Source organism: Roseibium denhamense, assembly GCF_009711415.1.
GTDB classification, from domain to species: domain Bacteria; phylum Pseudomonadota; class Alphaproteobacteria; order Rhizobiales; family Stappiaceae; genus Roseibium; species Roseibium denhamense.
In genome coordinates, this window is the sequence record NZ_SMLZ01000104.1 from 53,112 (window position 1) to 76,025 (window position 22,914).

General features: G+C 57.8%; 19 protein-coding genes and 1 riboswitch. Of the genes, 10 read left to right on the top strand and 9 right to left on the bottom strand.

Annotated elements, in window-relative coordinates; genetic code table 11:
* Positions 1-27 precede the first annotated feature (27 nt).
* A complete protein-coding gene (gene thiM, locus E1180_RS08945; protein ID WP_155190838.1) occupies positions 28-801 on the bottom strand; it encodes a hydroxyethylthiazole kinase in 774 nt (257 codons plus the stop codon).
* Positions 802-866: 65 nt separating this feature from the next.
* A riboswitch (TPP riboswitch) is annotated at positions 867-977 on the bottom strand.
* 142 nt (positions 978-1,119) lie between these two features.
* Here thiM and E1180_RS08950 point away from each other — a divergent pair.
* Together E1180_RS08950 and E1180_RS08955 are read left to right on the top strand one after the other, a co-directional pair.
* Positions 1,120-1,356 (top strand): Lrp/AsnC ligand binding domain-containing protein, encoded by a 237-nt coding sequence (locus E1180_RS08950; protein WP_155190839.1) that lies wholly within the window; start codon positions 1,120-1,122, stop codon positions 1,354-1,356.
* 28 nt (positions 1,357-1,384) lie between these two features.
* Positions 1,385-1,795 (top strand): hypothetical protein, encoded by a 411-nt coding sequence (locus E1180_RS08955; protein WP_208997027.1) that lies wholly within the window; start codon positions 1,385-1,387, stop codon positions 1,793-1,795.
* Between the two features lie 43 nt (positions 1,796-1,838).
* Here E1180_RS08955 and E1180_RS08960 read toward each other — a convergent pair whose 3' ends face one another.
* The gene (locus E1180_RS08960; protein ID WP_244314015.1) at positions 1,839-2,840 is read right to left on the bottom strand and encodes a DMT family transporter; all 1,002 of its coding nucleotides are present in this window, start codon (positions 2,838-2,840) and stop codon (positions 1,839-1,841) included.
* A gap of 362 nt (positions 2,841-3,202) precedes the next feature.
* Here E1180_RS08960 and sbmA point away from each other — a divergent pair, with 362 nt between their 5' ends.
* The gene (sbmA, locus tag E1180_RS08965) at positions 3,203-4,216 is read left to right on the top strand and encodes a peptide antibiotic transporter SbmA (protein ID WP_155190840.1); all 1,014 of its coding nucleotides are present in this window, start codon (positions 3,203-3,205) and stop codon (positions 4,214-4,216) included.
* A gap of 63 nt (positions 4,217-4,279) precedes the next feature.
* On the opposite strand, the gene E1180_RS08970 is transcribed toward sbmA, so the two are convergent.
* From E1180_RS08970 to E1180_RS08985, 4 genes are all read right to left on the bottom strand, one after another.
* Entirely contained in the window at positions 4,280-6,577 is a 2,298-nt protein-coding gene (locus tag E1180_RS08970; RefSeq protein WP_155190841.1) for a xanthine dehydrogenase family protein molybdopterin-binding subunit, read from the bottom strand.
* Between the two features lie 153 nt (positions 6,578-6,730).
* Positions 6,731-7,792: a succinylglutamate desuccinylase/aspartoacylase family protein gene (locus tag E1180_RS08975; RefSeq protein ID WP_208997028.1), complete on the bottom strand. Its 1,062-nt coding sequence runs from the start codon at positions 7,790-7,792 to the stop codon at positions 6,731-6,733.
* 10 nt (positions 7,793-7,802) lie between these two features.
* The gene (rimK, locus tag E1180_RS08980) at positions 7,803-8,708 is read right to left on the bottom strand and encodes a 30S ribosomal protein S6--L-glutamate ligase (RefSeq protein WP_155190842.1); all 906 of its coding nucleotides are present in this window, start codon (positions 8,706-8,708) and stop codon (positions 7,803-7,805) included.
* Between the two features lie 82 nt (positions 8,709-8,790).
* Positions 8,791-9,264 (bottom strand): ATP-dependent zinc protease family protein, encoded by a 474-nt coding sequence (locus E1180_RS08985; RefSeq protein ID WP_155190843.1) that lies wholly within the window; start codon positions 9,262-9,264, stop codon positions 8,791-8,793.
* Positions 9,265-9,545: 281 nt separating this feature from the next.
* Between E1180_RS08985 and E1180_RS08990 the strand changes: the two genes are divergently transcribed.
* Positions 9,546-10,541 carry a DMT family transporter gene (locus tag E1180_RS08990; protein ID WP_155190844.1) on the top strand — a complete coding sequence of 332 codons (996 nt, stop codon included), beginning with the start codon at positions 9,546-9,548 and terminating at the stop codon, positions 10,539-10,541.
* Between the two features lie 49 nt (positions 10,542-10,590).
* Here E1180_RS08990 and E1180_RS08995 read toward each other — a convergent pair whose 3' ends face one another.
* From E1180_RS08995 to ade, 3 genes are all read right to left on the bottom strand, one after another.
* The gene (locus tag E1180_RS08995) at positions 10,591-12,246 is read right to left on the bottom strand and encodes a long-chain-fatty-acid--CoA ligase (protein WP_155190845.1); all 1,656 of its coding nucleotides are present in this window, start codon (positions 12,244-12,246) and stop codon (positions 10,591-10,593) included.
* Between the two features lie 272 nt (positions 12,247-12,518).
* A complete protein-coding gene (locus E1180_RS09000; RefSeq protein ID WP_155190889.1) occupies positions 12,519-13,676 on the bottom strand; it encodes an AAA family ATPase in 1,158 nt (385 codons plus the stop codon).
* Positions 13,676-15,394 carry an adenine deaminase gene (gene ade, locus E1180_RS09005; RefSeq protein WP_155190846.1) on the bottom strand — a complete coding sequence of 573 codons (1,719 nt, stop codon included), beginning with the start codon at positions 15,392-15,394 and terminating at the stop codon, positions 13,676-13,678. Before ade ends, E1180_RS09000 begins: the two co-directional genes overlap by 1 nt.
* Positions 15,395-15,746: 352 nt before the next feature.
* Here ade and E1180_RS09010 point away from each other — a divergent pair, with 352 nt between their 5' ends.
* From E1180_RS09010 to zwf, 6 genes are all read left to right on the top strand, one after another.
* Positions 15,747-17,066 carry an ROK family transcriptional regulator gene (locus E1180_RS09010; protein ID WP_283404367.1) on the top strand — a complete coding sequence of 440 codons (1,320 nt, stop codon included), beginning with the start codon at positions 15,747-15,749 and terminating at the stop codon, positions 17,064-17,066.
* A gap of 27 nt (positions 17,067-17,093) precedes the next feature.
* Positions 17,094-18,110 (top strand): sugar ABC transporter substrate-binding protein, encoded by a 1,017-nt coding sequence (locus tag E1180_RS09015; protein WP_155190848.1) that lies wholly within the window; start codon positions 17,094-17,096, stop codon positions 18,108-18,110.
* A 78-nt stretch (positions 18,111-18,188) separates the two neighbouring features.
* Complete coding sequence (locus tag E1180_RS09020) at positions 18,189-19,271, top strand: ABC transporter permease (protein ID WP_155190849.1); 1,083 nt, start codon at positions 18,189-18,191, stop codon at positions 19,269-19,271.
* Entirely contained in the window at positions 19,247-20,044 is a 798-nt protein-coding gene (locus tag E1180_RS09025) for an ATP-binding cassette domain-containing protein (RefSeq protein ID WP_196220568.1), read from the top strand. Before E1180_RS09020 ends, E1180_RS09025 begins: the two co-directional genes overlap by 25 nt.
* A 264-nt stretch (positions 20,045-20,308) precedes the next feature.
* A complete protein-coding gene (locus tag E1180_RS09030; protein WP_155190851.1) occupies positions 20,309-21,259 on the top strand; it encodes a carbohydrate kinase family protein in 951 nt (316 codons plus the stop codon).
* 96 nt (positions 21,260-21,355) lie between these two features.
* Positions 21,356-22,831: a glucose-6-phosphate dehydrogenase gene (gene zwf, locus E1180_RS09035; RefSeq protein ID WP_155190852.1), complete on the top strand. Its 1,476-nt coding sequence runs from the start codon at positions 21,356-21,358 to the stop codon at positions 22,829-22,831.
* Positions 22,832-22,914 lie beyond the last annotated feature (83 nt).

The window sequence follows — 22,914 nt, forward strand, 5'->3', positions numbered from 1 at the left end:
GAAGAAAAACCGGCGGGAAAAGGCGGCTTAAGCCGTTTTCAAGCGCCGTTCGATATCCTGCGGGGAGAGCTGGTAAAGAGCGTCCAGCAATTCAGGCACAAGCGTCCCGGGGCCGCCACATCGCTCTGCGGCAATCTCACCGGCGATGTTGAAAACCGACAGGCCGGCCGCAGCGGCCAGCGCCTTGTCATCTTCAAGCGCACTGAAGGCCGCCAGGACGGCCCCCGCCGCACAACCGGTTGCGGTGACGCGGACCAAAAGCTGATGACCGTTGATCAGTCGGAAATCTTCGCCCTGGCTTTCGATCTTGTCTTCAGCGCCGGTGATTGCAAACACAGCGCCGCGGCTGATTGCATCGTCCACACCGTCCCGCGTGTCAAAAAGTGCGTTGAGTTCGGCTTCATTAGCTTTGATGATGTCCAAGCCCATTCCCATGAGGTCGCGGGCATAGTCTGCCCGCCCGGGCGACCGGTCGATGAAAACCGGATCGAGAACGACCGGATGGCCAGCTGCCTTCGCTGCCCTGATGGCTGCCGGTATTGCCTGCCGCCGCTCGTCATCAAGGGTGCCGAGATTGACCAGCAGCGCATCGGCGCTGGCTGCAAAACCTGCAACTTCATCAAGCGCAATCGTCATGGACGGAACAGCGCCGAGCGCAAGCAAGGTGTTCGCCGTGAAGGGCTGTGCCACCGCATTGGTGATACAATGAACCCTCGGGGCAGCTTTTCTGACACGATCCAAAAGCCTTGCGGCTTTTTCAGCCGACAATGCCTGCGTACTGGCAGCAACGGACAAGCTCATGATCTGGCTCCTGTGTTTGCGGGGCCGGAGCTGTCTTGCGGTCCTGGTGAGAAAAGAAAAGCGATCTTCAGCATCATCTCAAATCCCTCCGCCGGTATAAACCGGATCAGGTTCAAGGAGTTGGCCATCTGCCTCTCAGCCCGATCCACAATCGCCGGGCACCCCCATGAGACACCGGAGAGCTAACAAGGCTTTGCACAGATTGCAAGTGTTTGTGGCTGGCAACGTGAACGCCATGGGTGACGGGCGATTGACTGGATGCGGCAGATCGGCGATGTCCTTGGGAACCGTTCATGACCGCAAGCGCCGGAGTGCCAGATGACCCCTTTTTTCGTTATGATCAAATGCCAGCTGGGGAAGACCTATCAGGTCGCCAACGCGATTGCTGACGCGGAGATCGCCTCCGAGGTCTATTCAACCAGCGGTGACTACGATCTGCTGGTGAAGTTTTATGTCGAAAGCGATGCGGACATCGGGCATTTCGTCAATCAGAAAGTCCATCCGATTGACGGCATTCAGGACACAAAGACCATTATTACTTTCAAGGCATTTTAAACCAGTATCTTGGGATGGGAGACCAGCCATGAGCGCATTTAAAAGATACGGGCTTGCCCTTTTGATTGGGGTGACCGCCAGTCTTCCGGCCAATGGAAACGCACAATCCATGCCGCCGGAGCAGATCAAACAAATCCTGGACGTGACAAAGGCGAGTTGGGTGTCCTTTCGCGACTGGAACGGCCAGCAGCTAATTTACTTCACGCATCTGGAATCCTGGAAATGCGGGATCGACTACGTGTTTTATGGCCTCAATGATGGCCCGCTTGACCAGATGTGGGAGCTCGATGAATGCGACCCGTCCAATCCCAATGCCGTCTTGAAAGACAAGCCCTACATCGAACTGCCGATGGGCTCCACCCAATCGATCAGTGTCCAGCTGATCTATCCAGACGGCACAAAAAGCCCAGTGGAGCGCTTCGAATATACAGGCCAGTAGACGCGATTTGCCCATGACCGCCTGAAAACGGACGGCCTTGGCCTCAGGACTTTGAAGGCGATGACGCACGGCGGTCTTTTGTGCGGTCCAGGCCCAGACGGTGCTCGCGGTAAATGACAAAGACACCGGCGGCAATCACGATAACTGACCCGGCGATCACTTCAGCGACTGGCACTTCGGCAAAGACCACCCAGCCGATCAGGATCGCCCAGAGCATATTGACGTAGTCGAAGGGGGCGATTGTCGAAGCCTCGGCGAACCGGTAGCTCTGGGTGAGCAGGATCTGCCCGATGCCGCCGAACAGGCCAACAGCGACCAGCAAAAGCCCGGTCTCCAGGTCCGGCATGACCCACGCCTGGCCCGGCAGCACCCATCCAAGGGGAAGGGTCAGGAGCGCCATCACGGTGGCTGCCCCGGAAAACCATGTCACGATGGTTGAGGTCCGCTCCGTCTCACACAATTTGCGCACTGTAATCATCGCAAGGGCGGCAAAGCAGGCGCCAATCAGCCCCACAATGGCGCCGACCGTGGTGTCATTGTCGAAATGGGTTTCGCCAAGATGCGGAGACAAAACCACCAGAATGCCGAGAAATCCAACGATAACGGCGCTCCAGCGGTAAATCCGGACAGGTTCCCCGAGCAGGAAGAACGCAAACACCACCACCATGAGCGGCGTTGCAAACCCGAGCGCAGTCGCATCCGGCAGCGGGAGCAGATGAAAGCTTGTAAATCCGCAGACCATGGCTGTCAGGCCGACGGCTGCACGGGTCAAATGGCGCCCCGGGTTCACGGTCTTGAATGCAAGCGCCAACTCCCGACGCAGGCCGACCATGATCAAAACCGGGAACAAGCCAAAGAAATTGCGGGCAAACACCAGCTCTCCGATCGGCACACGGTCAGCGGCAATCTTCAAGGCGGTCACCATGACAAAAAACGCCAAGGTTGATGCGAGCTTCAGCGATATCCCGATCATTGGTGCCTGACGGGTCATGCCGGTTGGAGCTGGCGGACCGGCCAAGTGGGGAGTAAGGCGTTTTATGGCCATAATTGACTTTCAGGTTCCGCCGCAAAATTCGGCCCGGGTGCAATTGACCGGATCCAATAGTTCAACAACGGGCAGGTTGGCCGTGACGGAATGGTGTGTGCATTATGGCGCGGCAAGGCACGGCAATGGCAAACAAATCAGGACCAGCGGGTGGGGTAATTATCTGAGGCTTAGTATTGCTTGGGCAACGCATAATTGCAAATGCGTTCACAACATGCCTGCTGCGCAGCAAACACCTGACGAAATTTGCAGCAGCACAGTCAATTCCTCTTCACAACTGCCTTAATGAGAGACACCGGCCTCGCGCCGATCCTTGAGCCGCCTATAATTCCGACAAACCACGATTCGAGAGGCTGTGCCCCATGTTCCGTTCGTTCTTCAAAAACCGCCAGTGGTTCCTGTGGGCCTGGGTCGGATCCGTCGTCATTCTCTGGGTCACCTGGTACAAGGTGCAATTGGATGTCGAGATCAACGAGTGGTTCGGCTCATTCTATGACACGATCCAGAAGGCGCTTTCCGAACCGGGCAGCGTGACTACAGAAGAATATATGGCGGAACTTGCGACATTCTTCTGGATCGCGGCGCTTTATGTCGCGATCGCCGTGGTACTCGACTTCTTCACCAAACACTTCATCTTCCGTTGGCGCACAGCCATGAACAACTACTACATGTCGCACTGGAAACTTGTCCGGCATATCGAGGGCGCCTCACAGCGCGTCCAGGAAGACACGATGCGGTTTGCGCGGATCATGGAAAGCCTTGGGGTGTCCTTCATGCGGTCGGTGATGACCTTGATCGCGTTTCTGCCGCTTCTTTGGGAGCTGTCCAAAAACGTTACTGAGCTGCCCTGGATCGGACCTGTCGAGCATTCTCTCGTCTATGTTGCAATCCTGTCCGCAGCCTCAGGAACTGTGCTGCTCGCGATTGTCGGGATCCGGCTTCCAGGTCTTGAATTCAATAACCAGAAAGTTGAGGCCGCCTACCGCAAAGAGCTTGTCTATGGCGAAGACAGTGAAGACCGCGCGGATCCTCCTTCAGTCAACGAACTTTTTGGACATGTGCGGAAGAACTATTTCCGCCTGTTCTTCCATTACCTCTATTTCGACGTTGCCCGCTGGTCTTACCTCCAGGCGACTGTGCTCGTGCCTTATGTGGCGCTAGCGCCAACCATTGTCAGCGGTGCCATTACGCTCGGTGTCATGCAGCAGATCGTGCGGGCCTTCAACCGGGTTGAAAGTTCGTTCCAGTATCTGGTCAACGCCTGGACCACAATTGTCGAATTGATCTCTGTCTACAAACGTCTGCGCGCCTTTGAAGAGCATATCTGGGAGCATGAACGGACAGGTGTCACGCCAGATGCCATGCCTGCCGAGTAGGCCACGGACATGAAAAAGCGCCGGCCAATCCCGGCGCTTTTTTGATTTGCAAAGCTTTGAGACTTACTTCGCGGCCCCGATCAGCTCCCAGACCTTTAAAGGGGTTGCGGGCATATCAACCGTCTGCGTAACACCGGCACCATCTTTCAAGGCCCGCTGAACGGCATTCATGACAGCCGCGCAGCCGCCAATGGTGCCAGCTTCCCCCGCCCCTTTGATCCCCATGGCATTTGTCGTTGAGGGAATATTGCGGGTCTCGAAATGAATGGATGGCAGGTCCCCGGCCCGGATCAGCTGGTAGTCAAGCAAAGAGGCGGTCAGAAGCTGTCCGTCCTCGTCATATACAGTGTGCTCGCACAGGGCCTGACTGATCGCGTTGACCGCACCACCGTGAACCTGGCCTGCCAACAGAAGCGGATTCACCGTGACCCCGAAATCATCAACAATCACATAGTTTTCTATGGATGTCGTTCCCGTATCAGGATCGATTTCAAGTTCACAGATGTGAGTGCCATTGGGATAGGTTGCCTCGCTCTGGCGCACCTCTTCCCGGGCTGACAAAGGCTCGCCGCCTCCTGCCGCTATCTCCGCGAGCGTGACCTGCTGATCGGTGCCGACAACACGCACCAGACCCTCACTGAGTTCAAGGTCTTCGATCCCGGCCTCCAGCCTGTCGGCGGCCAGTTCCTTGATTTTCTTGACCAAGGTCGTGGTTGCGTCCCGTACGGACGGCAGGCCGATCGGGATGGACCGGGATCCGCCGGTCCCGCCGCCTTTGCGGACGAGATCCGTATCGCCCTGAATGACCTGAATATCGTCAATGGTCAGCCCAAACCCTTCGGCGACAACTTGCGAATAGGCCGTTGCGTGCCCCTGCCCGTTGGTCTGTGTCCCGATCAGCAAGGTCACGGTTCCGTCGGTGCCGAGTTCGAGCGTTGCTTCCTCACTGCCCGCAAATGCACATGCCTCGATATAGGAGCAAATCCCGATGCCGCGCAGCTTCCCGCGCGTCCGGCTGTCGGCCTGGCGCGCTTCAAAGCCGTCCCAGTCTGCAACGCTCAAGGCCGTGTCCAGATGACCGGCAAAGTCCCCGGTATCGTACATCCGGCCTGTTTGGGTGGTGTATGGCATCTGGTCCGGCCGGACGAAGTTGCGCTTGCGGATTTCGACAGGGCCGAGTCCTGTTTCCTCCCCCGCCTTATCGATCAGCCGCTCGATCAGATAAGCTGCTTCCGGCCGTCCCGCCCCGCGAAACGCATCGGTCGGCACGGTGTGCATGTAAACACCCTCGACCTTGGCAAAGACGGCTGGAATGTCATAAAGGCCGGACGTCATGGACGTACCGACATAAGGAATAAACGGGCCGAATTGATGCAAGTATGCCCCCATGGCGGCACGCACATGCACCTTGAGCCCGAGGATCTTGTGATCGCTGTCAAGCGCCAGCTCAGCATGGCTGAGATTGTCGCGGCCGTGCGCATCGGTGACGAAGTGGTCCATGCGCTCGCCCGTCCAGCGAACGGGAACGCCCAATTCCTTCGCCGCCAACAGGCTAAGTGGATACTCCCGGTAGCAGAACATCTTGGTGCCGAACCCGCCGCCGACTTCCGGCGTGATAACCTGCAGCTGGTCTTCCTGCAGGCCCAGAATGGAACAGACAACTCCGCGCATCCCGTGGCCACCCTGCGTGCCGAGCGTCAGACGGAAGCGCTCCTGATCCGCAATGTGCTCCGCCACACAGCCGCGCAGCTCCATATAATTGGCAACGATCCGGTTATTGACCACATCGATTGACACGACCTTGGAGGCCTTGGCGAAAGCTGCCTCTGTTTTCGCCTCATCGCCTTGGCCATAGGTGAAAGAGACGTTGCTATCAAAGTCCGGCCAGACCTTCGGCGCACCGGGAGCAAGCGCGGCCTCGATGCCGACCACCACGTCAAGAGGATCGTAATCGACTTCCAGGCTCTCAGCCGCATCACGGGCTATGTTCAGATCGTCGGCAACGATAAAGGCAATGGCATCGCCGACATACCGGACTTCATCGCCGCACAACAATGGCTGGACGGGTGCGGTGAAATCGCTGCCATCAATCTGTTTCGGCCGGGCGCGTGTCGGCATGGCCATACCGGCCACATCAGCTCCCGTCAGGACGAGCCGGACACCGTCCATCTCCCGGACATCATCAGCGTTTTCAACCCGGATCTTGGCATGGGCCATGGCGGACCGCACGACAACACCGTGGAGGCAGCCCTCCGGCTGATAATCCGCTGTATAGACGCCCTGTCCCGTGATCAACGGTTGATCTTCCTTGCGCCGCAAAGGTGCGCCAACACCGAATTTCGGAGTCATCATCTGGTTCATGTTCATGGACCTGTTTGCTTGGAAGGAACCGTCCTAACGCGCGGGACGGTGAACTATCTGTTTGAACTGCAACATAGGGTTCTCAAAGGACCCTGGCCAGAGTGCGGTGTGGGTATCGCGAGCCATGACACATTGCCCACGGACGCTACAGCGTTAAATGATCTCATCCTCATCAAACAACGGGTCGGCTTCAAGCTGAGATGTCAGACTGTCAAGTGTCTGTTCGGCATCATACTTCTCGCTGACATCTGCAATATGAAACAACCCATCACCCTCGTTGACGACCGGAAGGTTTGTGCGACCGATAACAAGTCCGCCGTAACTTGCAATGACCTCGCGTTCATTTTCACCGAACGGATCTGAAACAATGCCGAGCAGCATATCCGGTTCGACCACATCGCCCGTCGATTTGAAGGGCCGCAACAGGCCGCCGGCCGGAGACCGTGCCCAGTAACTTGCCTTTGTGAGGATGGATCTGGCCTTCGGTTTTGTGATCCCTTTGGCCCCGAGCATCTTCAGCGCACGCATCACACGAAGCACACCGGAAACACCGGCACGGATGGCCATTTCGTCGAATCTGAGCCCTTCTCCGGCTTCATAGACCAGTACGTCGATCCCTTTTTCCTGGGCGGCTCCGCGCATGGATCCTTCGCGAACCTTTGAGGTCAGGACGACGGGCGCCCCAAATGCTTTGGCGAGCGTCAAGGTTTCCGGCCGCAGCGGCGACACCCGGATTTGCGGCAGGTTCGTGCGGTGAATGGCTGCGGAGTGAAGATCAATTCCGAAGTCCGACCGGTTGACGATTTCGGTCATGAACAAATGGGCAAGCCGTCCGGCGAGTGATCCGCGCTGGGTGCCTGGAAACGAGCGGTTGAGATCACGCCGGTCGGGCAGATACCGGGAATGGTTCAAGAACCCGAAGGCATTCACAATGGGAATGACCAGAAGAGTGCCCTTCAGGCGCTCAAGCTCCGGGGCTGAAAGCTGAGGAGCGTTGAGAACGCGGCGTGCAATTTCAACGCCGATCACCTCATCGCCATGGACCGCCGCACTCACAAACATCACCGGGCCGGGCTTTCGGCCGTGGATGACGTGAACCGACATGGTGACCGGGGTATGATCCGACAAAACGCTGACGGGAAGATCGATGGTACGCCGGGTTCCAGGTGAAATGGTGAACTCGCCGATCTGAAAAGGTTTTGCTTTTGAATTCACTCAAGTGTTCCTATCCGCGGCCCTTTGTTTTTGTTTTCCCGACAGCATAGTTTGCCGCGAGGAAATCAATTATTTTGCCGGCAGCATCCTTACCGGTGGCCTTTTCAACGCCTTCGAGCCCGGGGGATGAATTGACTTCCATCACCACCGGACCATGGTTGGACCTGAGCATATCAACGCCGCACACATTCAGCCCCATGCTCTTGGCCGCCCGGATCGCGGTAGAGCGTTCTTCAGGCGAGATCTTGATGGCCGCAGCACTGCCACCCCGGTGGAGATTGGAACGGAACTCGCCTTCCGCCCCGGTCCGTTTCATAGCGGCGATCACCTTGCCGCCGACGACAAGCGCCCGGATATCGGTGCCACCTGCTTCCTTGATGAATTCCTGAACCAGAATGTTCACATTGGCACCGCGGAAAGCTTCGATCACCGACTTGGCCGAGCGCTCTGTATCGGCCAGAACCACCCCAATCCCTTGTGTTCCCTCCAAAAGCTTGATGACGACAGGCGCCCCGCCCGCAGTTTCTAGAACCTCGGCGGTCATCTTGGGATCGTGGGCGAATGTGGTGACCGGCAGGCCAATGCCATCACGGGCCAGCAACTGCATGGACCGGAGCTTGTCACGAGACCGCCCGATGGCAACGGATTCGTTGAGCGGATAAACGCCCATCATTTCGAACTGGCGCAACACAGCCAGACCGTAAAAGGTGATCGACGCACCGATACGGGGAATGACCGCGTCAAATCCGGTCAGCTTTGCCCCGTTGTAGTAGATTTCCGGCCGCCGGGACGCGATGTTCATGTAACACCGCAAGGTGTTGATGATCTCCATTTCGAAACCGCGTTCTTCGGCGGCTTCCTTAAGGCGGCGGTGGGAATAAAGATCGGCGTTCCGCGCCATCATTGCAATTTTCATACGTACGTCCCCTTGTTTCCTTCTGGACAGGGTTTAATTGCCGCCGTCTCGTTACCCGAGGCCTCGTACAAGCGGATTTAGGTTACTTCTCAGGAGCCCTTTGTGGCTTGCCAGTCAAAAAGGAGCGCCCGGCATGCACCAACACATTGTGGCGCCGGATCGCGGTCCGTCCCAAAATCATGTCAAACCCCATGTTCTCGCGGTTGGCGAGCGAGACATCCACATGCCAGTGATGGGTGCCGATATGCAGCAGGGTCCGGATGACGATCCGCCGCTCCGGAACACCGCTTGTGTTTTTGATATTGCGTTGATCGATCACCGGAACTTCCACCTGGAAATCGCTGTGATGTTTCGATGCTGGAACCTTGAACCGCACCCAGGTGCGCCCGTCCTTATCGAATGTTTCCTGATCTTCCGCATGAAGTGCGGATGTGCGTGCGCCCGTGTCGATCTTGGCGCGCATATCGAACACACCAAGCTCTGGAAGGCTAACAACCTCGCGCCAACCGATAACGTTCGCTTTGGCTTGGAGACCGCCCTTTTTAACCCCTGCCATTCAATGACTTCCAGACACCAAGAAATCACCCGTGCCTTGATTTCGACGTTTAATAGAGCATTGCATGACGCATGCATCCGGTGCAAACAGCTTCTGCGTTTCAAGCTTGTATTCACCGCGCATACGTTTGCCCCCTTTTCGTTGGAAGCCGCTGATTTTAGGCCGCCTCTTCCCTTGACCGGAGATTGGGCTATGGTGCGCTCAATCAATAATCGCCGGCCGAGGGCGCATGGAGAGATCATGCCCCGCCCAAACCACGCCCCGCCGGTGCAGGACATCCGATGACTGACCCCATCAAAACGCCTCAGCCGGCCGAGCGGCCCAATCCGGAGTTCCGTCGCCGTCGTGCCGCAAACCGGATCAGAACCTACCTCAACCAACTTCCCGCCAACACGATCGGCGCGCTCTGGATCCTGCTCGCAGCCTTCTTGTTTTCGATCATGGTGGCCCTGTTCAAATTTATTGGTCAGGACCTTTCCGTTTTTCAGATCCTGGTGGTGCGTCAATCCGTGATGCTCTTGATTGTGGCTCCAAAGATCCTCGGCGGACTGCCCGGTTCGCTGGCCACGAAACGGCCGGGCCTTCAAGTGACCCGGGTTCTTTTTGCGTCAGGCGCCATGCTGTGCGGGTTTACGGCTGTGGTGGAAATGCCCCTTGCTGATGCCACGGCAATCAGTTTCTCCAAGACCTTCTTCATCACGATCTTCGCAATCTGGCTGCTCGGCGAGACCGTCGGTGTGCACCGCTGGGGCGCAACGATTGTCGGCTTCCTGGGCGTTCTATTGATGCTGCGACCGGACGGCGAAGGCTTCATCGACCCGTTTGCATTGCTGGCGATAGCCGGAGCGGCCTGCGCCGGAATGGTCATGATCGTGGTCCGGATCCTTACCCGAACCGACCCGCCGGTCACAATCCTGACCTACCAGGCCCTGGGAGTCGGCGCGTTGATGCTGATACCGGCCATCATGACATGGCAGCCTCCGACCCTGTCCCAATGGGGGCTTTTGCTCGTGATCGGCGTCATTTCCTGGGCAGCGCAGATGGCGAATATACGCGCCTTCAAGTCCGGCGAAGCAACGGCGATAGCCTCGCTCGATTATACCCGGCTTTTGTATGCCACCATTTTCGGTGCTCTGATCTTCAGCCAATGGCCCCGTCTTGAGACCCTGCTGGGCGCGGCTGTCATCATTACCGCCTCCATCTACACCGTTCGCCGGGAGGCAAAACGCGGCCGGGAACTCGCCCGCGCGGCAGACGGACGCGGCTACACAAACTGAAAAAGGCAGCGGAAAAGCTGCCTTCTTCGAAAGAGTCTTCCTGTCCGGATCAAGCCGCAGCGCGCTTGGCTGCCTCTTCTTCGACCAGTTCCTTCTTTGACAGTTTGCCGACCATTGTCTTGGGCAGTTCATCGCGGAACTCGAATTCCCGCGGCATTTCAATCGTTGAAAGGTGATCCTTGAGGAAGGTTTTCATCTCTTCACCCGTCACGGCATGACCTTCCTTCAGTTTGATAAAGGCTTTTGGAGACTGGCCGCGATAATCGTCCGGCACCGCAATCACGATGGTCTCGTCAACCCCCTCATGCTGATAGATCGCTTCTTCGATCACACGCGGATAGACGTTGTAGCCAGAGCACAGGATCAGATCCTTGATGCGATCGACCAGATAGATGTAACCATCATCGTCCTGATAACCGACATCTCCCGTATGCAGATAGCCATCCTCGGTGATCGTGGTCGCGGTCGCATCATCCCGCTTCCAGTACCCTTTCATGATCTGCGGACCATTGAGCAGCAACTCACCCTTGGCACCCTTTTCCACTTCCGTCTTGCCGTCTTCGATGTCGACAAACCGCACAAGCGTCCCGGGAGCCGGGCATCCGATGGATCCTGCGCGGTTCGGCTTGTCGAGGGGGTTGATGGCCGCCACCGGTGACGACTCGGTCAGCCCGTATCCTTCAACAAGGGTACAGCCGGTGATCTTCTCGAAGTTTTCCTTGACCTCAACCGGAAGCGGGGCTCCCCCGGACAGGCATTTATCGATGCTGGACAGGTCATATTTTTTCGTAAGCGGCGAATTATTGATCGCCGTATAGATCGTCGGGACGCCCGGGAACAGGGTCACTTTCTTGCGCACGATGGCCTTCAGCACCGCCTCAAGCTCGAAGCGTGGCTGCAGAACCATTTCAGCGCCCAGGATAACGGCGAGGTTCTGACCAACCGTCATCGCAAACACGTGGAAGAAGGGCAATACGCACAAGATGCGCTCCTGGCCCGGAACGGCATCGAAGAAGATCGTCCGCATCTGCTCGATATTCGCAGACAGATTGCGGTGCGTGAGCATCGCGCCTTTCGGAACGCCGGTCGTTCCGCCCGTGTACTGCAACACGGCAATATCGTTTTCAGGGTCAATCACAACGGGCTGCGGTGTCTGACCATGGTTGAGCAGGGATTCAAACTGGATATGCGCGTTATCATGCGGAATGTCCGCGACTTCCTTGCGCTTGAACAGGCTAAAGAGAACCTTCTTGACCGTTGGAAGGCAGAAGGTCATCGGGCAGACAATGATCTTGTCGAGGATCTTCTCTTTGCGGACTTCCTCGACCTTGTCGTAGATGACCTTGAGATCCATCGTGACCATGATCCGGACATCGGCGTCCCGCGCCTGGAACGCGATTTCGCGTTCAACATAAAGCGGATTGAAGTTCGCAACCGTGCCGCCCGCCTTCATGATGGCGAAATAAAAGATCGTATAGAAAGGCGTGTTGGGCAGGCAGAGACCGACATGAACGCCCTTGCGCACACCCATTGCCTGAAGACCGCAGGCGACCTGATCCACAAGCGCGCCGATCTCCGCGTAAGACCAGCCCTTACCCATGAAGTCCACGGCAGGCCGGCCGCCAAATTTCTTCACAGTCGTTTCGAGATACTCATGTACTGGACGGGCATTGAACGCCGCGTTCCACTCCTCCGCAGTCGTCATAACGTTCTCCAACGCGTTGTTCTTGGACCTCATGCTCTGGCGTTACAGCTTGTGACATGCCCGGCTCCTCTTGCCGGACGCGTCCTCCCAAAAGCCGCACGCAGTGCTTCTCAGGCCGTGCCAATCGTGGCGCGTTTATTGACATGCCCGAAGCTTCCGTTCACGTCAACTCGCGACGTAACGACACCCCCCCAACTTTTTTCAGGCGGCCTGACAGACGAGTCCATAACCTGTGATTGCAAGCACGGCAGGAGGGCTGCGATTTCAGGAGCCTAGCGGGACGGCCACTTCCAGCGCGGCGTGTCGTCAACACCCGCTTGGGTTTCGCCAAGCTCCTTGTAGAGATGAAAGTGCGCGCAGCCCGGAGCGTCCGAGAGGGCGTGCACCAGCACCTCGGCATGGGACACAACAATAACTTGTGTCTTTTCTGCAGCCGTGCGGATCAGCCTGCCGAGCGGTTCCAGCAAGGAGGGGTGCAAACTTGTCTCCGGTTCGTTGAGGACAATCAACGGAGCTGGCCGGGGCGACAACAGGGCGGCGGTCAGCAAAAGATAGCGCAGTGTCCCGTCTGACAGCTCACTGGCACGAAGCGGCCGCAACAGGCCCTTCTGGTTCATCAGCAGCTCAAAATAACCTTCATTGACGGAGATCTCGATAGACGCGCCAGAAAAGGCATCGTCGATGGCGTCCGCAAGTGCCACCGGATTGCCGATTTCCTGGATCGTGCGCAGGGCCGCCGCAAGATCCGAACCGTCGGCAGACAGGACCGGTGTGCGGGTTCCGATCTTTGGAAACCTTGCGGGTGCGTCCCGGTCTGTGCGCAGGTGATCATAGAACCGCCAGCCGCGCATGCGCTCGCGCATCACGAGAAGTTCCAAACCGTCCTTCGGGTCTGCGGCATGTGTCATCATGCTGTCGAATTGGGCAAGGTTCTGCACGACCGGAATGCGCTGGCCTTGAGGGTTCAGCACCCGCGCGGTCGGGCCGGTCCTCCCAGCAATCTCGTTTGCCCTGGAGAGTGCTTCACCGGCCCAAAGCACCTCAGCTTTGATCTCCGGATCGGCGTTGAACATGGAGGTTCCATCGGCCACAGGGAGCCCCAGATCGATGGCATACCCATAGTCTTCATCGGCAAAACCGAGCTTGAGACTGACCACGCCCTTGCGCAGCGTGCCCTGCACCGGCACGTCGCCCCGCTTCATCGCGCGGGAAAATGCCTCGGGCCCTGCCCAAAGGGTTGAACTCAGCCCGCCTTCGGCTGCCAGCGAGGCAATCGCACGTCCCTGCGCGACATCCGCAAGCAGGCGGATAGACCGGTAAAGGCTTGATTTTCCACTCCCATTGGCACCGGTCACGACCGTGATGCGGTCAAGCGGCAGGATAAGATCGCGGAGCGAACGGTATCCTGAAACGGCGAGTGTGAGGATCATCATCCTTGATCGACCAGCTCGAACTTGTTGACGTCAAAGACCCCGAAATCCGTGATTTTCAGGTGCGGGATAACCGGCAAGGGCAAAAACGCCACCTGTAGGAAGGGCTCGGCCAAGGTGCAGCCCAGCGCCTTGGCGGCCGCTCTTAGATCCTCCAGCTCATGCCGGACGGCCTCGAATGGCTCCAGGCTCATCAGCCCGGCAAGCGGCAGGGCAAGCTCGGCGGTGACACCACCGGCATCTGCGACAGCAAACCCGCCTTTCATGGCGATGACCCTATTCACCGCATGGGCCATGGCCTGCTCATCGGCCCCGACCACACATATGTTGTGGCTGTCATGACCAACGGAAGACGCGATGGCCCCGCTCTTCATGCCAAAACCATGAACAAAGCCAAGACCGATGTTGCCGGTTCCCTTGTGCCGTTCAACGACCGAGACTTTCAGCACATCCTGGTTGAGGTCGACATGGGTCTTGCCGCCGGACACCGGCAGCGTGCGCTTGAGATGCTCCGTGATGATCTTGCCCGGCACCACACCGATCACATCGGCTTCGCTGTTTCGTGCCGGAATGACGAATGTCTCCGCGCTCACCGGTGCGACATGGACGCTATCAAGACCAACCGGTTGTACAATCTTGCGAGCAGAAAAAGCCGCCTCGCCAGCAACAACGCCTCCACTGAGGACCGTTTCGACACGGCATTCCGTAAAGTCACTCAGAAGTGCGATATCGGCCCGTTTGCCCGGCGCGATGATGCCGCGGTCCTTCAGCCCGAAGGCATTTGCCGCAGACCAGCTCGCCGCCCGGTAAGCATCGAGGGGACGGATACCCTTGGCAATGAGCCGGCGGATCATGCTGTCGAGGTGACCCTCTTCGGCAATATCCAGCGGGTTCCGGTCATCGGTGCACAACGCAACGAACGCAGACCTGTCCGGCGTCAGGATCGGAGCCAACGCTTCAAGGTCCTTTGAGACAGACCCTTCCCGCATCAGGATCGTCATGCCTTTAGAGAGTTTTTCGAGCGCCTCTTCAGCGCTGGTTGCCTCGTGATCCGTGCGGATTCCAGCCGCAAGATAGCCGTTCAACCCGAGACCGGACAAAAGCGGTGCATGGCCGTCAATATGGCCATCCTGAAACGCCTCAAGTTTGGCAAGCACCTTCGGATCGCAGGCCAGAACACCGGGAAAGTTCATGAATTCCGCCAGACCAATCACCTTGGAGTGATCCCTGAAGGGCAATAGGTCCTCGATCTCCAGGCAAGCACCGGCGGTCTCGAAAGCCGTCGCGGGCACGCATGACGAGAGATTGACACGCAAATCCATGACCGTCTGAAGCGAGCTGTCGAGAAAGTACCGGATCCCCTCGGCGCCAAGCACGTTGGCGATCTCGTGCGGATCGCAAATCGCCGTTGTTACCCCATGTGGCAGCACGCAACGGTCAAACTCAAACGGCGTTACCAGCGAAGATTCAACATGAAGGTGGGTGTCGATGAAGCCGGGAACCGCCGTCAGCCCCTCGCCATCGATCGTTTGCTCGCCTTTGTATTGGCCATGCGTGCCAACGATCCGGTCGCCGAAAATCGCGATATCGGTTTGTGCTGTCGACCCATCAACAACACTGAACAGATTGACATTCTTGATGACCAGATCCGCCGGGAGTTCGCCCGCACCGGCCTTGATCGCTTTCGACAAAAACGCTGCATCATGAGCGGGCTGCATCTTTAAACCTCCGATTCGACGTCATTGTCACCAAATCAGACTGGACAGGATACCGGAAGGAAAAATGCTGCATAATCCTGCGAGCGCACAGCTCCTATCATGACAGCCACACACCGGTAACTTACCGGTCTCCGGCTGGATCAATTGCGCCAAAAGGCTTCCCCAAGGTCACACAGCCAAAACCGGGACGCTGAAAATAGCGGCATAAAAACAGGAATTTGTTGCTATACAGCATCGAAATAACGCGATGCAACATAGTTGACGATTGACATAACCAGGGATCAATAGAATAATTTCATCATAATAAATTATTCCGGTGCAGCGAGCCGGAAAAACGGGAGGATAGCTGGTCGTGGAGGAACAGCGTAAGTCAGGACGGGGGTCAAACTCCGCGCAGCTGAGGCGTTACAATGAACGCATCGTGCTGCAGATTTTGCGCCGCGCCGGCACCGCTTCAAAAGCCGAACTTGCAAGAGCCGTCCAGCTTACCAATGCCGCTATTGGCGCGATCATACATGATTTGCATGAAGATGGTTTCATTACTGAAGTCGGCAAGCGCCATGATGGCAGCAGAGGCCAGCCGGCGACGATGCTCAGCCTCGCGCCGAAGGGAGCTTTTTCCTTTGGTGTCCGGGTCGACCGGACCAGTCTCGAAACCGTCTTGATGGACTTTTCCGGGACCATCCTGGACCGGCGGATACACGACAGGATCCTTCCGGCCCCCGCCGAAGCCTTATCTATCCTGCTTGAGGATCTTGAGGCGCTTGGTGCGACTCTTGATGATACCGACAGGGCGAGAATAACAGGCATTGGACTGGCGCAACCTTTCAATCTTGGCGCCTGGCTGCACGAGCTCGGTCTTCCTGAGGCTGATTTCAAGAAGTGGGACGACTTTGATCTGACCCATGCGCTGCAGGACGAGACCGGGTTACCTGTCTTCAGCGAAAATGACGGGACGGCGGCCGCCGTTGCTGAGCTTTTTTACGGGGTCGGGCGGCAAAACGACAATTTCCTTTACTTGTTTCTCGGCCCTGCCATAGGGGGCGGGTTAATCCTGAACGGTGACGTGGTGCGCGGTTCGTCCGGCAACGCGGGCGATGTGGCAATGGTCCCGGTGCCGCCGGGCAAACTGTCGACCGCCAATCCTCCCCGTCAGGCCTGGGACCTGCTGCTGGCGCGTGCGAGCCTCGTTGCGCTTGCCCGGCACCTTGATCCCCTCAACTTTCCTAATATGAGCCGCAAGGATCTTCAGTCCGCGTTTGAGTGCGACGATCCACTGGCTCTGGAGTGGCTCGCAGACTGTGTCGATGCCTTGGCTGTTGCCTTGCGCTCCGCTTTCGCGGTGCTGGATATGCCGCTTGTGCTGATCGACAGCGATCTCGGATCCGCTTTCAACGAGCGTTTCGGCAAGGCGCTGGCATCCGCGGTGACGGAGGCTGCACCGGAAAGCCGGTTGTCGCCTGACATACTGGTGGGCTCGTTCGGTCATGATGCCGGAGCCGTTGGTGCGGCCAGTTTGCCGCAATTTTTTAATTTCTCGCCGCGGGCCACGATATTGACCGGCGGCAAGCACGAAGGACCCGCAGGTGCCGGAAGCGTTGAGGAGCGCACCGGTTTTCCCGCACGGGCAGCACGGTGGGGGTCGCATCTGGCCGCACCCAGCCGTACCTGAATGACAGGCCAGGGAGGAGAAACGTAAATGATCCGCAAACTACTCGCGACCGGTTCCGTTCTTGCTGCAATGGCAGCGACACCGGCTATGGCTGCCGACATTTCGGCTTGCCTGATCACCAAGACCGACACCAACCCCTTCTTCGTGAAGATGAAAGAAGGCGCAACAGCCAAGGCAGAAGAACTCGGCATCGAGCTGAAGTCCTTTGCCGGCAAGGTCGATGGTGACCACGAAACCCAGGTCGCAGCCATCGAGACCTGCATCGCCGACGGCGCGAAGGGCATCCTGCTGACTGCGTCCGACACATCGTCCATTGTCCCGGCTGTTCAACAGGCCCGCGACAACGGCCTTCTGGTGATCGCACTCGACACGCCGCTGAACCCGATTGACTCTGCCGATGCGACCTTTGCAACAGACAACTTCCTTGCTGGAGAGCTGATTGGCAAATGGGCCGCAGGCTCGCTTGGAGACGAAGCTGCGAACGCCAAGATCGCCATGCTTGACCTGGCCATCAGCCAGCCGACCGTTGGCGTTCTGCGCGACCAGGGCTTCCTGCAAGGCTTCGGCATTGACCTTGGCGACCCGAACAAGTGGGGCGATGAGACTGATCCGCGGATCGTCGGCAACGACGTCACCCAGGGCAATGAGGAAGGCGGCCGCCGCGCCATGGAAAACCTCCTTGCGCAAGATCCGATGATCAACGTCGTCTACACAATCAACGAACCGGCCGCAGCTGGCGCCTACGAGGCGCTGAAGGCAATCGGCCGGGAAAATGACGTGCTCATCGTATCCGTCGATGGCGGGTGCCCGGGCGTTCAAAACGTCAAGGACGGCGTAATTGGCGCCACGTCCCAGCAATATCCGCTCTTGATGGCGTCTCTTGGAATTGAGGCCATCAAGGAATGGGCCGACAACGGCAACAAGCCTGAACCGACCCCCGGCAAGGACTTCTTCGACACCGGCGTTGCGCTGGTCACCGATAAGCCGGTTGACGGTGTTGACTCCATCGATACAGCCGAAGGTACTAATCTCTGCTGGGGCTAAGCCGCTCCACGATTGGAACTGCCGGAAGGGCGCTGGCAACAGCGCCCTTCCACCGCAACACACAAGAGGGATTCGGGCATGACCTCAGAAACGAAGACAGCCAGGGGGCCAGCGGAGTTTGAATCCGCGGCTGCATCAAGTCCCCAGACTGTTGCCGAGTTTGACGAGCACAAACAAAGTTTCGGCCAGAAAGTTCAGCACACATTGCACCAGACGCCGTCTCTCGTGCCGCTGATCGTGCTGCTTATCTCCGTTGGGGTCTTCGGGATCCTCCTGGGCTCGAAATTCTTTTCCCCCTTCGCCATGACGCTGATCCTCCAACAGGTTCAGATCGTCGGCATCGTGGCAGCAGCCCAGAGCATTGTGATCCTCACCGCCGGGATCGACCTCTCAGTCGGGGCGATCATGGTCCTGTCCTCTGTGGTCATGGGCCAATTCACGTTCCGCTACGGGCTTCCGGTGGAGGTCGCCGTTGCAGCCGGCCTTATCTGCGGAACGATTTGCGGCTACATCAACGGCTTTCTGGTCGCCGTCGTCAAACTACCACCGTTCATTGTGACGCTCGGCATGTGGCAGATCGTTCTGGCAACCAATTTTCTCTATTCCGCGAATGAAACCATCCGGTCCCAGGACATCTCAGAGCAGGCCCCTCTCCTCCAGTTCTTCGGCAATAAGGTCGAGATCGGCGGAGCAATCTTCACCTATGGGGTGATCTTCATGGTGCTGCTGGTCCTTGTTCTGGCATATGTGCTCCGTCAAACCGCGTGGGGCCGGCATGTCTATGCCATTGGAGATGACCCTGAAGCGGCGCAGCTATCCGGCGTTCAGGTCAAGAAAGTGCAGATTTCAGTCTACATGCTCTCTGGCCTTATCTGCGCCTTTGCCGGCTGGGCCATGATCGGGCGGATCGGGTCTGTGTCGCCGACAACTGGCCAGCTTGCGAATATTGAATCCATCACGGCTGTGGTGATTGGCGGGATCTCACTGTTCGGCGGACGGGGATCAATCCTTGGCACCCTGTTCGGGGCATTGATCGTCGGCGTGTTTACGCTTGGCTTGCGGCTCCTGGGCGCGGACGCCCAATGGACCTACCTGCTCATTGGCCTTCTCATCATTGCTGCGGTCGCGGTCGACCAATGGATCAGAAAGGTATCTGTCTGATGGAACCTGTCTTGCAAGCACGCAATCTAGTCAAACGCTACGGGCGTGTCGTGGCGATGGACCATGCCGATTTCGAACTCTATCCGGGCGAAATCCTAGCCGTAATCGGCGACAATGGCGCCGGGAAGTCAACCTTGATCAAGGCCCTGAGCGGCGCGGTCCAGCCGGATGAGGGCGAAATACGCCTCGACGGAAAGACAGTGCATTTCTCGTCTCCGATCGACGCACGGGAAGCGGGCATTGAAACCGTCTATCAGACACTTGCCATGTCCCCGGCCCTGTCCATCACGGACAACATGTTCATGGGCCGCGAACTCCGCAAACCGGGTTTCCGGGGCAAATGGCTCCGGCAGCTCGACCACAAGAAAATGGAGGAGATCGCGCGCGGCAAACTCAACGAGCTCGGCCTTTTGACGATTCAGAACATCAACCAGGCGGTCGAGACACTGTCGGGCGGCCAGCGTCAGGGCGTTGCCGTTGCCCGTGCAGCCGCATTCGGGTCCAAGGTTGTCATCATGGATGAACCGACTGCAGCGCTCGGAGTCAAGGAAAGCCGCAGGGTGCTGGATCTAATCAAGGACGTGAGGGCGCGCGGCCTGCCCATCGTTCTGATCAGCCACAACATGCCACATGTGTTTGAGGTGGCCGACCGGATCCACATTCACCGGCTCGGCCGGCGCGCCTGTGTGATCAAACCGGACGACTTATCCATGTCGGATGCCGTTGCAATCATGACCGGGGCCATGGACCCGCCGGAAGCGAAAGCGGCATAATGGGCAGTCGCTATTTTGAAAACTCAGTGTCGGGCCGTTAGCGATCACGACCTAACTGATCACCGCGGATTGTGAGCACTGGGTGTGTGAGTGACCGCCTTGCATTGCTTAGACCAGCGGGCGATAAATCGGCGACGACATACCGCCCGCTGATCGATTGTGGCCTGAACGAGCACCTTTGGGCATGTCTCACAAATCGCCCAATGCTCTAGCGCAAATCTGGCAATCGAGGCACGAACGGCTTTTAAGAATTGGATTGAGTTTATGTTTTTGGTCTGCGGTGAAGCCCTGTTCGATCTTTTCGGAGAGGACACGTCTGCAACGTCTTTGTCTTTCGATGCGCGTATTGGCGGATCTCCTTACAATGTCGCGCTCGGGCTTGCCCGGCTCGAGGAAGACGCAGCCTTTTTCGGCGGGATTTCGAGGGACGTTCTCGGGGAGAAACTGGTGGCCAAATTGGCCGATGAGGGTGTTTCCGGTCAACACATCCTACGCATTGACTATCTGACGACCCTCAGCATCGTCCAGAAAAACGAAGATGGCGTCCCGGCCTACACATTTTACGGGGACAATGCTGCGGACCGGATGGTGACCTCCGATGATCTGCCCGACTTTGCCGGAACACCTCCAGAATTCATCCACATCGGATCATACACCGCGCTGGTAGAGCCGGTGTCCCAAGCTTACCGTGCGCTGATAGAGCGGGAGCGGACATCGTGCCTGATTGCCTTTGATCCGAACATACGGCCAACCGTCGTGAGCGACATGAAAACATGGCGCCGGAACACGGAGAGCCTGGTTCCACTATGCGACGTCATCAAGGTCAGCGACGAGGATCTAGACCTTATCGCACCTGGCGAACCGGTCGAAAATGTTGCACGGACCTGGCTGGCGAAAGGCGCGAAACTGGTCGTTGTTACCAAAGGTGCGGAAGGCGCATCTGCCTTCACCATGGGGATTGAAGTCAGCATCCCCGGCATCAAGGTGAAGGTCGAAGATACCGTTGGTGCCGGAGACACCTTTCAGGCAGCGCTTCTGGCAGGACTTAAAACACTTGGGATCACGAACAGGCCCGCGCTTGCCGCACTCGACGAGGGACCGCTGACCCGGCTTCTCCAATTGTGCGCGCAAGCGGCTGCGGTTACCTGCTCGCGCCGGGGGGCGGATCTACCGCGCCGGGCGGAACTGGAAAAAGAAATCGCCTCTCTCAAATAGGGGGGCTGACAATGGAATTAAATCGATTTAAAACCCTTGCCAGAGCGGATGCCGCTGCGGCGGATTGGGCATTGCGCATCAAGAAGGAATGTGTTCATGGCGGTACGCGTCATTGAAGTAGACGAGTTTGACCTGGTTGTGTTTGGCGCGTCGGGCGATCTGGCGCAGCGGAAACTCCTGCCGGCACTTTACCACCGCGATGCAGACGGCCAGATGCCCGGCAGCGGCCGGATCATCTGCAGTGCCCGCCGGGACTATTCTGATGACGATTACCGGGCATTTGCCAAATCCGCCCTTCAGGAACACGTCAAGGATTTGGACGACGTCCATCTCCAGCAGTTTCTTGACCGCATCCGGTATGTGAAGATCGACATTGCCACCGGTGACGGGTTTGAAGGCCTGAAAGAGGTATTGGACGAGCAACCGGACGTTATCCGGGCTTTCTATCTTGCCGTTGGACCGGATCTCTTTGGCACGATCTGCGAAAATCTCGGCCGGATCGGTGTCGTCAACGACCACGCCCGCGTTGTCATGGAAAAGCCCATCGGGAAAGACGGTGCCTCTGCCAAAGCCCTGAACGATACGGTTGGCGCCGTTTTCCATGAGGATCAGATTTTCAGGATCGATCACTATCTCGGCAAGGAAACGGTTCAGAACCTGATGGCATTGCGCTTTGCAAACGCGCTTTTCGAACCGCTCTGGAATGCCGCGCATATCGACCATGTGCAGATTACCGTTGCCGAATCCCTGGGAACCGGGGGCCGGGCCGGATATTACGATACCGCCGGCGCCTTGCGGGACATGGTTCAGAACCACATCCTGCAACTGCTTTGCCTTGTCGCGATGGAGCCGCCGGAATCCATGAACGCCGACAGTGTCCGCGACGAAAAGCTGAAGGTTCTCAAAGCGCTCGCTCCCATTAACGAGCAGAATTCGGACAAGCTGACGGTCCGTGGCCAATACCGTGCCGGAGCCTCTGCAGGCGGCGCTGTTCCAGGCTATCTTGAAGAACTCGGCAATGATCAAAGCCGTACGGAGACTTTCGTCGCGCTGAAAGCGGAAATCGCAAACTGGCGTTGGGCGGGCGTGCCCTTCTACCTGCGCACCGGCAAACGTCTGGCAAGACGTGTTTCCGAGATCGTTGTTCAATTCCGGCCGATCCCGCATTCGATCTTCGATGTAGAAGCCGGGCGGATCACCGCGAACCGACTGATCATCCGTTTGCAGCCGGACGAAGGCGTTCAAATGCAGGTCATGATTAAGGATCCGGGCCCGGGCGGGATGCGCCTGCGCCAGGTGCCTCTCGACATGAGCTTTGCCGAAGCCTTCAAGGTGCGCAACCCGGACGCCTATGAGCGGCTGATCATGGATGTCATCCGGGGCAATCAGACCCTGTTCATGCGCCGCGACGAAGTCGATGCGGCCTGGGCCTGGATTGACCCGATCCAGGCGGCCTGGGCAAACTCCAAGGAAACACCGAAAGGCTATACCGCAGGCACTTGGGGACCATCGGCCGCCATCGCGCTTGTTGAGCGCGACGGAAGAACCTGGGCCGAAGAAGACAGCGACTAAGAACGGTGCCCGGCCCTGCAGATATAGGAGCCGCACGCGATTTAAATCGATTAGAACATCTTTGGGCGTTTTGTATGAAACGC